The following is a 15,293-nucleotide window of genomic DNA, read 5'->3' as shown; positions in this document are numbered from 1 at the left end:
GAGGCCGCTTAGCGGTTATGATTTATCGCGTCCAAGTTTCGGGGCGCAGTTCACATGCTCACCACCCGACGCCCTCTTTCATGTGGCGACGCAAGCACCTCGTGAACATGCGTCTCGCGCGATAACCTACTTGCGGACGACCTTGACCACGGCGGCACCGGCGGCGACGGAAGCCTCGGGCTCGACGGTCATCTCGACTGCCTCGAACTCGGCGCTGTTGGAAACGGCGAGCACCACACAGTCCTTGTAGCCGGCTTCGGCGATGACAGCGCGGTCCATCTTGAGCACGGGCTGGCCAGCGACAACCTGGTCGCCCTGGCCAACGTAGCCGGTAAAGCCCTTGCCCTGCAGGTTGACGGTGTCGACACCCACGTGCACGAGGACCTCGATGCCGGAATCGGACATGATGCCAACGGCGTGACCCATGGTGACGGTGACCTTGCCGGAAACCGGGGCGTAGACGATATCGCCCTCAGGCCACACGGCGCAGCCCTTGCCGAGGACCTCACCGGAGAACACCGGGTCGGACACATCGACCATCTTGATGGCCTTACCGGAAACCGGCGCGCAAAGCACGTCGGCACCTGCCTGGGCGTCAATGGCGGCGGGAGCTGCCGGAGCAGCGGGGGCTTCCTTCTTCTTGAATATGTCGAACAGGCCCATGAGATTCTCCTTGTTGTTCCGTGCGTGCGCTCGACAGCGCTCATGCAATGTAGCTTATTTTACGCCAAATCCTCGCCGTTGCTGGCGATGACCTTCTTGTACCAATGGAACGAGTCCTTGCGGCTGCGCGCGAGCGTGCCGTTGCCGTCATTGTCCTTGTCGACGTAAATGAAGCCGTAGCGCTTCTTCATCTCACCGGTCGAGGCAGACACAAGGTCAATGCAGCCCCACATGGTGTAACCCATGAGATCGACGCCGTCCGCGATGGCCTCGTCCATCTGCTCGATGTGGCGGCGCAGGTAGTCGATGCGATACGGGTCGTGAATGGAGCCGTCCGCCTCGACCTCGTCCACGGCTCCCAGCCCGTTCTCCACGATCATAAGTGGAATCTGGTAGCGGTCGTAGACCTCCTCCAGGTAATACTTGAGGCCCTCGGGGTCGATCGCCCAGCCCCAATCGCTCTTCTCGAGATAGGGGTTGCCGGCGCCACCGAAGATATTGCCGCCCTCGCTTGCCTTGGGGTCGGCGGAGGCGGTGGCGCTCATGTAATAGCTGAAGGAGTAGAAGTCCACCGTGCCCGCCTTGAGCGTGGCGGCGTCCTCATCGCTTACCTCGATCTTCACGCCCTCGCGCTTCCACAGGGACGGCGCCCACGAGGGGTACGCGCCGCGCACCTGGACGTCGCCGCAGTAAAAGTTGTGCTCGCGCTGCTCACGCTGCGCCTTCAGCACATCGGCGGGGTTGCAGGTGCGCGGATAGGTGGCGTTGCCGGCGATCATGCAGCCCACCTTGTTCTCAGGGTCGATCTCATGCGCCATGACCACGCACTTCGCGCTCGCCAGGAACTGGTTGTGCAGGGCGTCGAATCGCGCCTGAGGGTCGTCCCAGTCGCACGCGCCGAAGGTCATGGGCACGTCCTCGAGCTCCTCCGGTACCATGCCGCCGCCCATCACGCCGCCAAATCCGCCCATGAGCAGGCAGTTGATCTCGTTGAAGGTGAGCCAGTACTTCACTAGGCCGCGGTACTCCGTCATGACGGTGCGGGCGTAGTTGAGGTAAAACTCGATGAGCGCAGGGTTCTTCCACCCGCCGTAGTTCTTGGACAGGCCATAGGGCAGCTCGTAGTGCGACAGCGTCACCATGGGCTCGATGCCCTGCTCGCGGCAGGCCTCGAATACCCGACGGTAAAACTCCACACCCGCCTGATTGGGCTCCGCCTCATCGCCCATGGGGAAGATGCGGCTCCAGTTGATGGACATGCGGTAGCACTTGAAGCCCATTTCGCCGAAGAGCTTGATGTCATCGAGGTAGTGATGGTACATGTCAACGGCCTCGTGGCTGGGGTAATGACGCCCGGGCAGGATGCCGTCGGTGATGTGGCGCGGCTCGCTCACCGTACCGCCGGTCATGATGTCCGGCACGCCGAGGCCCTTGCCGCCCTCGTTGTAACCGCCCTCGCACTGGTTGGCGGCGGTAGCGCCACCCCAGAGGAAGCCTTTCGGGAAGTTCGCCATGATGATCTCCTTTCGCATGGGCCCGGCGCGCCCGGGATGAGCCGAACGCGCCGGGCTGTTATTCGCCATTCGCTATACGGTACGTGCAGACGCACAGCCGGGAGCGGACGCCTACTTGGCGGCCTCCGGCTTATAGGTCGCGTACTCGATCACGAAGCCCACGGCGGCACCGGCGAGGGAGGCGACGATCGCCCAGACCATGTGCATGATGCCCACGGTGCTCGCAGGGTCGGTCGGGAGGAAGGACAGCCAGTTGAAGACACCCAGACCACCGGAGATGTACACCATGGCACCCGTGAGGCCGATGATGAGACCGCCCACGGCGGAGCCGATGCTCGCAACCACGAAGGCCTTCTTGTCGGGAAGGGCGACGCCGTAGATGGCGGGCTCGGTCACGCCGAAGAAGAAGGAGGAAATGATGGCGGGCAGGCAGATGCCGCGGAAGTTCTCGTCCTTGTTCTTGAGATACATGGCAAAGAGCACGGCGCCCAAGGAGAAGGAGTGGGCGATCACGGCACCAAGAATGTAGTCATAACCCAGCGTGGTGAGGTTCACGAGCGCGATGGGCACGAGGCTCCAGTGGAATCCGAAGATCACGAGACACATCCAGAACGCGCCGACGATGGTGCAGCCGAGCACGGAGCCGATAACGGGCAGGCCAAACAGGGCGGAGAAGATCAGGGACAGAAGGTTGGTGATCAGCGTGGCGATGGGGCCGATGACCAAATAGCCGAGCACAATCGAGGCGGTCATGGTGACGAGGGGCGTGAAGAACATCTTGACGGACGCGGGCATCCACTTCTTGCACCAGTGCTCCACGGTGGAGCCGAACCAGATCATGAGGATGATCGGAATAACCGAACTCGTATAACCGGAGGCGGGCATGATGATAGGGATGCCCAGGAACGTGGCGTACCAAGAGAAGGTTCCAGCGAAGCCGAGATCGATGCTGCCCACGACCTCGCCGCCGGTAAGGGCGACCATCGTGGGATACACGAGCGCAAGGCCGATTGCCATGCCCGTGAACTCGTTCATCCTGAACTTCTTGGAGGCGGTGTACGCCAAAATGACCGGCAGGAAATAGAACATGCCGTCGGCGATGGTGTACAGAATGGTGTAAGCGCCATCGTTGGCGAACTCAGGGACGAACTGAGTGATGGCGGCAAGGATGCCCTTCATGATACCGGCGGCCGCGAAGGTGCCGAGCATGGGGGCGAAGATACCCGAGATGAGGTCAATGGCCTTGGCGGCAATTCCCTTGGGTGCGTCGTCCTCGGCGTCGATCTCCCCGCCCGCGACAAGACCGCCCACAGCGACGACGGCATCGTATACGTCCTCAACCTTATTGCCCACCACGACCTGGTACTGGCCGTTGGCCTGCATGACCTTGATTACGCCCTCGAGCTTCTCGATGGCCTCGGTGTTAGCCTTGCCCTCGTCCTTGAGCTTGAAGCGCACGCGGGTGATGCAATGCGCGACGCTGTTGACGTTCTCCTTGCCGCCCACATTCTCAAGAATGGCGCGCGCGAGGTCGTCGTACTTTCCTGCCATGTCTCAGTCCTTTCTCTCCAAAGAATCTGATCAAACCTATTTGTCCATCGCCTGGCCGGGCCCTGGCATGTGCGATATGACGACTGGATGTGCGTGATCAACCCTGTCGTAGGCGGTTGACGTGCATCATGAGGTAGAGCATCTCCTCGTCGGAGCAGCTCCAGTTGTAATCGCGTTTGAGGTATTCGTTCACGCCCGCGGCGCAACGGTAGGCGTCGGGGAAATCGCGAGCCGCCTGGCGGAACAGACCCGAGTTCTCGGTCTCCTTGCAGCTACCCCGCATAAGGCGGCGGATGAGGAAACGCAGGTGCGCCACGAAGCGGACGTACGCGTAGGAGGTGCGGTCGAGCGTTTGGCCAAGCTGGCCCTCGATGATCTGCGTGGCGCGCTCGAGGATGACGGTGCTCTTCATAACGGGGTCCATGTCCTGGGCGCTGCCCATGCCGTCGACCTCGGCGTTGACAAGGTGCAAGGCGATGGAGGTCACTTCGCTCTCCGGAAGCTCCACGCCCAAGCGCTCGCGCACGACTTCAATGCCGCGACGGCCAAGCTCGGTCTCGCGCGGATACACGAAGGCGACCTCGTGGGACAGGGGATTTTCGATGGCCACACCCTCACCCGCGCGCTCGACCGCATATTGGAGATGGTCCGCGAGACTTATGACGAGATTGCCGGCGAGTTTGCAGTCGAGAGCCTTGTCCGCCAATGCGACGATGTCGGACGCAACGAGGAGGACCTCATCGGAGATGCCCTCGAACCCGTCGATTGACTTCTCGTCCACATCGCGGAAGACGCGCTGGATAACGGACTCGTCCTCAAGTTCGTAGGGCATCTCGTGGAAACCCACGCCCTTGCCGAAAACAACGACCTCTTCGCCCGCGTCGGTCGACGCGAGGGCGACGTTGTTGTTGATCTTCTTGAGGATAAGCATGAAAAAACTCCCCGAACCATCTCTGCGCACGAACGGCGACCACAAGGCCCCCGGACTTGAGTGCGCAAGTGATGCCTCCCGGAGAGTAACAACCTTGCTGCTGTTCTCATATTGTATAAGTCACTTCTGCATAATTCTAACAGCGAGTCGCAAACGGTAGCTATTCGGCGGCAAACGGTAGACGTCAATCTCCGCCTTGCGAGCCGCTACTCGTTCGGATTGATCGCGTCGAGCAGCTCGAACCCAGAGTCGCCATCGAACTCGTAGATGAATATCCCGCAATTCCCGATACGCCTACCGAGCTTTTCGGTGAGCTCAACGCCAAGCGCGCGCGGGAACTGGGCACACGCGGCACCATGGCTCACCATGAGCACGTTCTCGTAGCCGGGGCGGCGCATGAGATCGGTGATAGTGGTGAACAGGCGATTGCGGAACTCAAGCTCGTCATCCTAGACCTTGGAGCGAGCTCGAAGGCAAGTGCGGACTTTCTATTGAGGAAGCCACGCATCGCGCGCCTCAAGTGCGTAGAGCGGGATGTCGTGGATCGCCCCATCGGTACCGGGGCGGGCTGCCGAAAAACGCAGTGCATGCTCATAGCCAAATCGATTGATCGCGCTTTTGAGGCTACGCGAACGCAAATTGATGCCCGACTTCACCTCCACCGGTAAAGCCCGACCGGCATGCTGGATAACAAAGTCAAGTTCGGCACTTGAGTTATCTGCCTGCCAATAATGGCACTGTACGCCCATTGCCACCAACTGCTGGCACACGTACTGCTCTGCAAGGCAACCCTGCGCCTCGCCAAACAATCTGTCACTATCCAGAGCTGCACGCACGTCTATTCCTAACGCCGCACTGAGCAAGCCGACGTCCGAAACGAACAGCTTGAATTGATCGAAGTCCTCGTGAAGCGCGAGCGGATACAACGGCGGGTTTACCTTGGTGACTTTATGCACGAGCGAGCAGTCCTTTAACCATTCGATCGCCAGCTCAAAATCCCTTCCCCGTCCACCACTGCGAACGGCGTTATACAGAAACTTCTTGTTCTCGCGTGCAAGCTGAGACGGAAGAGAGTTCCAAACCTGGTTCAGGCGAGCTACGAGCCCTCGCGGCATGTTCTCTTCATGCTTGGAAAAGTCCGCGCGATAATCAGCAAGCATTTGCACCTGCTTTGTTCGCAGTACGTCAAAATCGATCCCCGGAAGCGATGCGACATACTGCTGGACGACCTCGGGCATACCCCCAACCAGCAAGTAGAAACGCAGCTGCTCAACAAGTTGATCGTGGAACACCCGCATGAGCTCTAAATCGCCCGCCATGATGAGCCGGGAAAGATTGTCCATGCCGCTCGCGTCTAGGAACTCGCAGAACGTCATGGGGTATAGATGCTGCAGCTGCACCTTGCCGACGGGATACGACGTTCCCTGGTGTAATGTCACCCCCATGGAGGAACCCGTTGCGATCACAGCGTATTCCGGTGCGTTCTCGCAAAAGAACTTGAGCGAAGTGAGGGCGCGTGGCACCTCCTGGACCTCATCAAGGACGATAAGCGTGTCGGAGGCATCGATGGCAACGCCGGACTCTATAGACAGCGCGGGGATGAGGCGCTGGGGAGAAATATCCGATGCGAACAGAGAGGCCATGCGCTCGTTGTCCATGAGGTTGATGTAAGCGGTCTTGGCGAACGTCATGCGGCCGAATTCCTTGACCAACCACGTCTTTCCCACCTGGCGAGCACCGTCTAGGATAAGTGGCTTACGCTTAGGATCCCTATACCATGCCATCAGGCAATCCATATGAAGACGCTTCATTGCCCACCTCCAGTAATACACGTTTTCATAGGATAATTCTATGATATCTCACACGTTTTCATAGGATTTTAGATCACATATACGCACGATTTCTGCCCTTTAGCACAACAATCTGTATAGCATCACATGTGCTCGCGCACAAGCGCAGCAACCGCGACCTCGAGCTCCGCCCTCGTATGCACCGCTAATTTCGCGTACACACTCCTCAAATGCGATCGCACCGTACTACACTCGACGCATAGCACTCCTGCCGCCTCTCGGGCAGCGAGGCCGCTACACACCAGCAGCGCTACCCGCGCCTCAGACGGCGTGAGCCCTGCCCCTATCAGGACATCAATAACTGCCTCAGAACTTGTAGAGCTCAATGCTGTCCGTTTATGCAGCGTACGCCCTGTGTCCACAAGGCCCACGAACCCCATAGCTCCCCCGGCGACAATGCATACCGTAGATATTTCCTGCGATGCAAAGGCTTTCGCCGCGTCCGCAACAACGATACCTCCACACCATATCGCCAGCCCAACGAGAAGCACCACCGGATAGGCAAATCTAAACGATTTGCAGCTATGTTGTTCCTGGAAGGACAGGAGTGCGTCAACGGACATGCCAGCGAGCACCATGCACGGAAAACCGATCATCATGTGCCCCATCGGAGAGGCATCGTTATGACAGCCCAAATACTGCAGTCCGATAATCACCATGGCCGAAGCAAACCAGATGATCGCAATAAAACTCGCCAGGAGCACTTCTCGATTCCTCACATAGCGATTCCAGATGAAGAAGAGCGCACTCGTGTACAGGAGGGTCGAACACGCAAAGAAGATCGGTGGCAAGCTTGCTATGGCATCGACGTTTAAAACAGCGACTTCGTTAATCTGGTAGAAACCCCACCCCACCATTGAAAAGCCCGCAATGATGCAAAACGCCTGCTCTCTGCGCGGAAAGAAACCGACGGTCTGAGTCATTGTCTTCGAGTCACCCGTACGCACATCCTCAGGCATCGAGGTCTCGTCGCCTCGCTTCTCAGTGCGCACAACCCACGCTAACAACGTGCACAGAATTGCCGCGGACGTTGCGATCGCAACCGTATACCACACAGCCGTTGCAGATGAAACGGAAAGAACCATGGCAGCCACCGCGGCGCATTCCACAATCCCGCAATGAGCACGTCGCGCAAGATTAACCACGCTTTCAAAACCCACCACGAGCGCGGACAACGCCAACGAGCTGAAAAGAACTGGGAGAATCCCAGTGGTAGCTATACGGCCAGACAGCGCACATGACACAGGAACAATCAGTGCGGAACACACCGCGGCATACCGAAGCATACCGCGTCGCATCTTTCTCGAATCTACTTGATTGCTGAAAATGAGATAGCAAGATGCCAGCATAAGCAGAAGCGACGGCAATGTCGACCACACCTCGTCGCACAACCACGCACGTGACCCGCTCCACGGTAGTAAGAGTGACCCAGCCAGCGCGAACCATGCCACCAAACCCAAAGCAGCGACGCTCCGACGCACTGGGCAAGGACCCCTCCCCATCACCTCGGCCGTCTGTACCGACTTGGGCGTGGTGAACTTGGCGCGCGCCTCATCAAGCGACTCGACGCCTGCCTTTGCATACGCTCGCAAACGGTACGTTCCCGCCGTTGATCGTGATACGCCGAGTTCCTTGGCTATGGAGGCCAAAGATCTACCTCGGAGGCTTTCCATCAACACGAACAGCTCGCGTTCAGACAGGTTGAAAGGACCCAATTGTTCCGCAAGCGATTCAGGGGAAACCAAAACACACTTCTCCTCGCGCGATTCTTCCACATATCGACCCCGCGTGACGAAAGCACGCAAGAACAAAGCGAGGACGGAACATCCATCCAATGCTGCAAGCAAAACAACTTCTGGCATGCCGTGCGCAGAGGTTCCGTCAACCAGAAGACCGGCCATTTGCTCCCCCACAGAAGCAACGAGCGTAAGCACAGGCACCAATTCAACGCAGGCAAGCACTCGAAGCGCGCGCGGCTCATCTCCCCACACAGAGAAGACCGCCCCGATCATGTTCAGCCCAAACAGAAGCGAAAACAAAAGGGGCAACATGCCGGGCGAGCAGTCAAACGCGCAAAAAGCAAGGACCGCAAGGCCTCCAATCGCAGCAGCAGCCAATGCAAGCCGAGGCCCACCAACCGAGAGATAATAGAGCGCAACCATGCCGGCGAACACAGCCAACGCCACCACGAGCACCCATCGAGGCTCCACAGGGATAACCCCTATCGCCCACACATGAGAGCCGTTCGGCATCACGCGAATCCAACCCGTCATTACTTCGTACACAGCCACCAACAGTGCGGCGCCCAACATCGCGGGGAACAGTAACCGCATCTTCTGAGGAAAAGCGGCGTTGAAGTACCGGGATTTTTTGACACACTCCTCTTCGCCATTTCGCGATAACAGGCGGACGAACGCCGTTCGCATGCGTGTCGAACACATCAGGGAAAATGAAACACAGAGGGGCAAGGTTCCGGCAATCGCCCGTGCGATCATGGTCAAATCGCTCCACTTGCCACCAAAAACAACCAAGAGCAACCGCTGTGGAACTGGAACAACTGCATTCCACAATAAGCCGCACGCGGCAACACCGCAGATGAGAAGCACGGATGCGGCAGCCACCGTGCTCAAGGCACCAAGAAACTTGCCCCCATCCCTCATTTCTCTATTGCTCTCTTCCCAAGACACTGTTCACATACACCCGTTCAAGCCAGCCCGATTCGCCGCCCTGCGGCGCCACTGGAAAAACGGCACCTTTATTAAACATATACACCTTCGTGCAGACTCGCTCGAGCTCGCTGAGCAGATGACTGGACACCACGACAACCGCACCGCGATTTGCGAGCTTTTGGATACAGTTGCGCAGAGTTATCACACCGAGCGGATCCAAACCGTTCATTGGCTCGTCAAACAGGTAAAGAGGAGGAGCGGCGAGCAATGACTGAGCCAAAGCGAGGCGCTTTCTCATTCCCTGCGAATAGGACTTGACTGGGACATTGAGCTTGGGATCCAGACCAACCGTCCTCATGCATGCATCGCAGTACTTTTGAATATCTCCGCTTGCGACGCCCCTGAGCTTCGCAAGGAGAACAAGGTTCTCCCTCCCCGTCTTCTCTTCAATGAACGGAGGGGTTTCCAGCATGATGCCAAAAGGAACATGACGATGTTCTCCCAGCGCATGACCGAGCACCTGCCCGCTTCCCTGGCGGGGAACAACAAGACCTGCCAGCACGCGCAGCATCGTGCTTTTTCCCGCGCCGTTGGGTCCCATAAACCCGATAACGTCTCCCCTTTTCGCCTCAAGAGAAGCATTGGAGAAAACAATTCGATCCCTGTACGAAACGCTCACGTTTCTCAGGGAAATCGCCGGTCCACCACCGATGACAGACGTGGAGGCCCCCATCTCTCTACCACCTCATCCCTCTATCGCCCCAATACGTTCAAAACCATCTATCTACAATTCCGCGTATGCGAGGCGTCACGCTCGCCCGTGAAGCCTTCTTTCGTGGACAAGAAGCAGCACCATCGAAATGGCCGATAGAACCGCAAGCATCGACAGCAAACTCGCCCAGTTGTTAATCGGATACGTGCCCGCTGCAACATCCGAAGCGACCGCGATATACCCCTGATATGCGCCACCGGCAAACTCCTGAAAAAATGAAGCCCCCAATCGGTAGTTCACCAGACACAGGCGATCGACAATCCAGCCTATCGTTTTGATCCAAGAGGTAATCCCCAGCAACATCCCCAAACTTGTGACCAGTGACTCGAACTGCGAGGCAATCACATAAAACAGAGCAACAACCAACGGAGCCGCGCTTGGAGATTTCAAAAAAGAGCATACCGCCATGGCAGTCCACGACAATACAGTTTCAAGCGCCCCAAAACCCAAGACAAGCGCAACAATGAGCGCGGCGTAATTCCAGCCCATGGGAATTGGCCCGTATTGAGCCCAAATACTGTCCTGCGGCCCACTCGATGCCAGCCATGCAGAAGGTTCAATCGCAATGGGGAGATCGAGCAAGAGGCATGACACCAGGATGCATGCGGCAATGAAGAGTAGTACGACGCCCTGACACACAACTGCCGCGGTAACAAGTTTTGCCGCTACATACGTCGAAGCGCCCCGCGTCTCGCACGCAATCAGAGTGCGCATCCCACCCGAATAATCTCGCGCTACAAGATCGGAGCACAGAATGCCGCACACAATCGGAAGGATAATCCCCGTTATCAACTGGTTGTTGAGGGCCAGATATGCCATATCAAAAGCAGTCGGCGAAACGCTCATGCCATCGTCGGCGAGTTGAGGCGCCGCGATCGCCATCTGCTGCAGCAAGTTGCCCCGCGCAAGCACAACCATCGCAACGAGGGAAACCATCGTCAATACCATACGGAACGGTGTCACGAACCTCCGCAGCTCGAAACTGACAAGCCGTCGGAACGCTGAAGACGCACTATGGACACTGCGCATGACCCCTCCTCATCTCATCGAATCGTTTTTGGGTCACACCTGCGGCTTTCATTCGGAGAGAACGCGGTGCCTTGACCGCAACCAACACCGATGCCGCAAGCACGACAAGGCAGAAGGAAATCTCGGAGCAAAGAAACACATGCAGCGTGGCGCTTGTCTCCGTATACGCCATCAGGCTATATACGGGTTTCGCCAGCCTCTCCGGCGGCATACCTAGAGTTCCCAATACTCCAGCGATAACCGTCATTGCGGGGGTATAAGACAGCGTGAGCCATATCATGGGAATAGCGAGCACCCCGGCGTGCTTCCAGCGGGCAATCAAGGCAAAGCCCATGGATGCGGCGCCGATCGCTACCACCCGAAGCATGCCGACCAAGATCGCACCGGCATAATTGATCGCCATGGAATCTGTTAGAACTCGGACCCCTGCACTCGCAAGACTCGTCATGTACGCGGCATCAAGCGTACCGCGACAGAGCAACGCGCATACCAACAGGATACATACGCTCATCGCAACAGCGGTGCATAACGAGAGGGCAGTTGCCACTAATATGAATTTCAGCGCCAGAACCTTGGCGTCTTCACCGTTCGATTGAATCATCACAACGTAGCCGTTTGCCAAGTGCTCTTCGGCATAGGCGCACACGACGAACGGCACGATGAGCCACGGGGCGGCGGAGCGCCCAAAGGCCTCCGCCGCCAGAACGAGAGGTGGCAAATCGATGCCCATGATCTCAACTTGACCTGCATTTCCGTACGCAGTCAGCATCAGCTGAACGAGCTCATAGAACAACAGCGCGAAACAGGCGAGAAACGCCCAAACCAGCTTCCGCCCTGTGCATAGGCGCAACAGCGTAAAAAAAGATCGAGACATCCTAGCATCCATCCGCTTGCCACGTGCAACCTCCCCTTCACAGAGCCATTACGGGAAACGATACGTCCAGGTCCCCTGCAAGCTATGGCTGGCATTGATAGCCTGAGCTTCCGGCCTTGTAGATATCTGGCCGCCATAGTTATTCATAAAAACAGTTGTTGTTCCGTTGTAGCACGCCTTGGGGTAAGAAAGAACCGAGCCATAAGCATCACATACCCGAATACGGACACCGGAGGTGCGCGACAGATTTGCCTTAATATTCCCATTGGGCGTTAGAGGCCGAGTCACATCGGGCGTATAGCCGCCAGTGGTGGCATAAATCTGTATCGGATACGTTCGCGTTTCATTCAAGCCAAAAGGTACTGAATCAGCTCCAAATGCAGCCCCGCCAAACACGGAGGCCGCTAAGAAAACCGATGCAACAGCCGCACCCAGCTTAACCTTCAATCCACGCATTTCTATCCCTCCTTGTTTTTATTGGCTTTCCCTTTGTCGTCGACGGCGAGTTCATTCTTAACCCGTCATACCTGTTCTGTCTGTCGTACACCCCTGATGAAATGCATGTTTCCTGTCGTACAGCCTTACGTAAAAACGGAACGGCCCCGTACTTCGGAGCCGTTCCGCAATGCAATGTATATAGATTCGCGTGGTCTACTTTGGAGCTTTCTTAGATTAGTCCCAAGTGCACAAAGGCGTTCCACATGCCGTCGTCGTCCACATCCGTGGTGACCCAATCGGCAGCGGCCTTGGCCTCGTCGCCGCCACTGCCCATGCACACGCTCGCGCCGCAGCACGCGAACATGGGGATGTCGACCTTGGCGTCGCCCACGGCGATGGTGTCTGCCATGTTCGCGCCCAAGTGTTCCACGAGCACACGGATGGCGTGCGCCTTGTCGAGCCCCTTCACGCCCAGGTCGCCAAACAGGGCATGTTCGCCCTTGCCGCCCCAGGTGCGCGCCACCAGATCGGGGAACTCCTCGACGGAGTCCAAATGATCCTGGTAGGTCGACAGGATGAAGCTCACCTTGTTGAGGTCGTCGCGATAGAGCTCGCCATCGTAGATGAGCGTGTCCATGAACGCATGGGCCGAGGTCTCGGCGTCCTCGTCACTGGCACCCTTGCCCTTGGCGTAGAGTCTCATGATCGGGCCGGCCGCCTCGCGAAAACGTTCGCTGGCGAACAGGCCGTTGTTGGACTCGAGGTAGAACTCCAGCCCGCGCCCGTGCAGCCAGTCCACAATGTGGCAGCACTGCTCCGCCGTAATGAGCTGATGCATCACCACCTCACCCTCGGACTCCACATAGCAGCCGTTGCCGCCGATCATGCCGTCGAAGCCGATCTCCCAAATCTCCGGTGGATTCTCGGCCTTGCTGCGGCCGGTGCACATGTACACGCGGTGCCCGTTGGCGCGGGCCGCCTTGATGGCGTCCTTCGCAGACTGCGGCACGTTGTTCTCGTAGTCGGTGATTGTACCGTCCACATCGAGGAAGACGATCTTGGATTGCGCCATTACTCGAGCCCCTCGGCGCCGTTGGACTTGATGATTTTCTGGTACGCGAAGAAGCTGTCCTTGCGGCGACGCTCGTAGGTGCCGGTGCCGTCGTCGTACTTGTCCACGTGGATGAAACCGTAGCGCTTGCGCATCTCGCCGGTACCGGCGGAGACGAGGTCGATGGGGCCCCACCAGGTGTAGGCGATGAGGTCCACGCCGTCGGCGACGGCCTCGCCCATGGCCTTCACATGGCTCTTGAGGTAATCGATGCGGTACTGGTCGTGGATCGAGCCGTCGGCCTCGACCTCATCGTAGGCGCCCATGCCGTTCTCGACCACCATCAGCGGAATCTCGTAGCGGGCGTAAATCATATTGAGAGCGATGCGCAGACCCTCGGGGTCAATCTGCCAGCCCCAGTCGGTGCTCTTGAGATAGGGGTTCTTGCCGCCAAAGGTCATGTTGCCTTCGGTCATCTCATGGTCGGCATGCGTACTCACGGTGCCGGACATGTAGTAGGAGAAAGTGTAGAAGTCCACCTTGCCGGCAGCGATATCCTCGAGGTCACCCGGCTCCATCGCGAGCTCGATGTCGTTTTCGGCCCAGAAACGCTTGGCGTAGAACGGGTAGGCACCGCGCACCTGGACGTCGGAGCAGTACCAGTTCATGCGGTTCATCTCGAGCTCGTTGGCGAGCACGTCGGCGGGATCGCACGTACCAGGGTAGCTCAGGATGAAGCAGTCCATGTTGCCCATCTTGAACTGCGGGTACTTCTCGTGAGCGAGCTTGACCACGCGGCCATGCGCCACGAACTGATGGTGCAGGGCCTGGTAGCGCTGCTGCGGCGTGGTCTTGATGGCAGACGCCGGGCCCTCAAAGCCCTGAATGAGACCAGTCTCCATCATGGCGCCCATGTCCATGGTGCCGCAGTTGATCTCGTTGAAGGTGAGCCAGAATTTGACCTTGTTCTGGTAGCGCTCGAACACGGTTGCGCAGTAGTTCTCGAAGAAGCCGATGAGCTCGCGGGAGGCCCAGCCGTTGTACTTCTCGACCAGGTGATAGGGCATCTCGTAGTGCGACAGGGTCACGAGCGGCTCGATGCCGTGCTCGCGGCAGCAGTCGAAGACGCGGTCGTAGAAGGCGAGGCCGGCCTCGTTGGGCTCGGCGTCGTCGCCGTTGGGGAAGATACGGCTCCAGGAGATGGACATGCGGAACATGTTGAAGCCCATCTCAGCGAACAGCGCGATGTCCTCCTCGTAATGATGGTAGAAGTCGATGCCGTCGTGATTGGGATAGAGCACGTCGGGCTTGATGTCGACCGTGATCTCACGCGGCTTCTCGTAGCTACCGCCGGTGAAGTGGTCGTCGACGGAGGGGCCTCGCCCATCGACGTTCCACGCGCCCTCGAACTGATTGGCCGCCGTTGCGCCGCCCCAATAGAAATTCTTAGGGAACATTACATCCTCCTTTGTCCCGGCTTTTCCAGGTGCCCCAGATCAGCGTGAACGCAAAGGCGCGGTGTACTGGCGTACATAAGCCTTTGGGTTCGCGCCGAGGTGAGGTGCCTGGGAAAGCCGAGCGAGTTAGGAAAGGTCCTCGCCGTTGGTGGCGATAACCTTCTTGTACCAGTCGAAGCTCTTCTTCTTGGAGCGCGCAAGCGTGCCGTTGCCCGCGTCGTCGCGGTCGACGTAGATAAAGCCATAGCGCTTGGACATCTCGCCCGTGGAGGCCGAGACCAGGTCGATGGGGCCCCACGTGGTGTAGCCGAGCAGGTCGACGCCATCCTCGGTCACCGCATCGCGCATGGCCTCGATGTGCTGGCGCAGGTAATCGATGCGGTAATCGTCGTTGATGGAGCCGTCTTCCTCGACGACGTCCTTCGCGCCCAGGCCGTTCTCCACCACGAACAGCGGCTTCTGATAGCGGTCGTAGAGGTCGTTGAGGGTGATGC

At 58.3% G+C, this 15,293-nt stretch carries 13 protein-coding genes and 1 pseudogene; all 14 read right to left on the bottom strand.

Features of this window, described 5'->3' with window-relative positions; all coding sequences use genetic code 11:
• Positions 1–126: 126 nt before the first annotated feature.
• On the bottom strand, positions 127–663 hold the full coding sequence (locus ACT8II_RS05030) for a PTS sugar transporter subunit IIA (protein WP_443813177.1): 537 nt from the start codon (positions 661–663) through the stop codon (positions 127–129).
• Positions 664–722: 59 nt separating this feature from the next.
• Positions 723–2,177 carry a glycoside hydrolase family 1 protein gene (locus ACT8II_RS05025; protein ID WP_443813176.1) on the bottom strand — a complete coding sequence of 485 codons (1,455 nt, stop codon included), beginning with the start codon at positions 2,175–2,177 and terminating at the stop codon, positions 723–725.
• 111 nt (positions 2,178–2,288) lie between these two features.
• Positions 2,289–3,728 (bottom strand): PTS transporter subunit EIIC, encoded by a 1,440-nt coding sequence (locus tag ACT8II_RS05020; RefSeq protein ID WP_294123450.1) that lies wholly within the window; start codon positions 3,726–3,728, stop codon positions 2,289–2,291.
• Positions 3,729–3,825: 97 nt separating this feature from the next.
• Entirely contained in the window at positions 3,826–4,659 is an 834-nt protein-coding gene (locus ACT8II_RS05015; protein ID WP_443813173.1) for a PRD domain-containing protein, read from the bottom strand.
• Between the two features lie 206 nt (positions 4,660–4,865).
• Positions 4,866–5,084, bottom strand: a pseudogene (locus ACT8II_RS05010) (histidine phosphatase family protein); the annotation flags it as partial.
• Positions 5,085–5,147: 63 nt separating this feature from the next.
• Complete coding sequence (locus tag ACT8II_RS05005; RefSeq protein ID WP_443813171.1) at positions 5,148–6,443, bottom strand: ATP-binding protein; 1,296 nt, start codon at positions 6,441–6,443, stop codon at positions 5,148–5,150.
• Positions 6,444–6,592: 149 nt separating this feature from the next.
• Entirely contained in the window at positions 6,593–9,130 is a 2,538-nt protein-coding gene (locus tag ACT8II_RS05000) for a helix-turn-helix transcriptional regulator (RefSeq protein ID WP_443813170.1), read from the bottom strand.
• Between the two features lie 43 nt (positions 9,131–9,173).
• Positions 9,174–9,911, bottom strand: a complete 738-nt coding sequence (locus ACT8II_RS04995; RefSeq protein ID WP_304292596.1) for an ABC transporter ATP-binding protein — start codon at positions 9,909–9,911, stop codon at positions 9,174–9,176.
• A 75-nt stretch (positions 9,912–9,986) separates the two neighbouring features.
• Positions 9,987–10,886 carry a hypothetical protein gene (locus ACT8II_RS04990; RefSeq protein WP_443813169.1) on the bottom strand — a complete coding sequence of 300 codons (900 nt, stop codon included), beginning with the start codon at positions 10,884–10,886 and terminating at the stop codon, positions 9,987–9,989.
• A 76-nt stretch (positions 10,887–10,962) separates the two neighbouring features.
• Entirely contained in the window at positions 10,963–11,853 is an 891-nt protein-coding gene (locus ACT8II_RS04985) for a hypothetical protein (RefSeq protein ID WP_330005424.1), read from the bottom strand.
• A gap of 48 nt (positions 11,854–11,901) precedes the next feature.
• Positions 11,902–12,309 (bottom strand): hypothetical protein, encoded by a 408-nt coding sequence (locus ACT8II_RS04980; protein ID WP_443813167.1) that lies wholly within the window; start codon positions 12,307–12,309, stop codon positions 11,902–11,904.
• 211 nt (positions 12,310–12,520) lie between these two features.
• Positions 12,521–13,363: a Cof-type HAD-IIB family hydrolase gene (locus ACT8II_RS04975; protein ID WP_294159693.1), complete on the bottom strand. Its 843-nt coding sequence runs from the start codon at positions 13,361–13,363 to the stop codon at positions 12,521–12,523.
• Entirely contained in the window at positions 13,363–14,799 is a 1,437-nt protein-coding gene (locus tag ACT8II_RS04970; RefSeq protein WP_443813165.1) for a glycoside hydrolase family 1 protein, read from the bottom strand. The genes ACT8II_RS04975 and ACT8II_RS04970 overlap by 1 nt, the downstream gene beginning before the upstream one ends.
• Positions 14,800–14,925: 126 nt before the next feature.
• Positions 14,926–15,293 (bottom strand): family 1 glycosylhydrolase (locus ACT8II_RS04965; protein WP_443813163.1); only part of this gene is annotated, 368 nt, incomplete at its 5' end.

Origin of the sequence: Collinsella sp. (assembly GCF_052346665.1) — a bacterium.
Lineage (GTDB): Bacteria > Actinomycetota > Coriobacteriia > Coriobacteriales > Coriobacteriaceae > Collinsella.
Note: the sequence above shows the minus strand (reverse complement) of the source record. Positions and strands in the feature narration are given on the sequence as shown.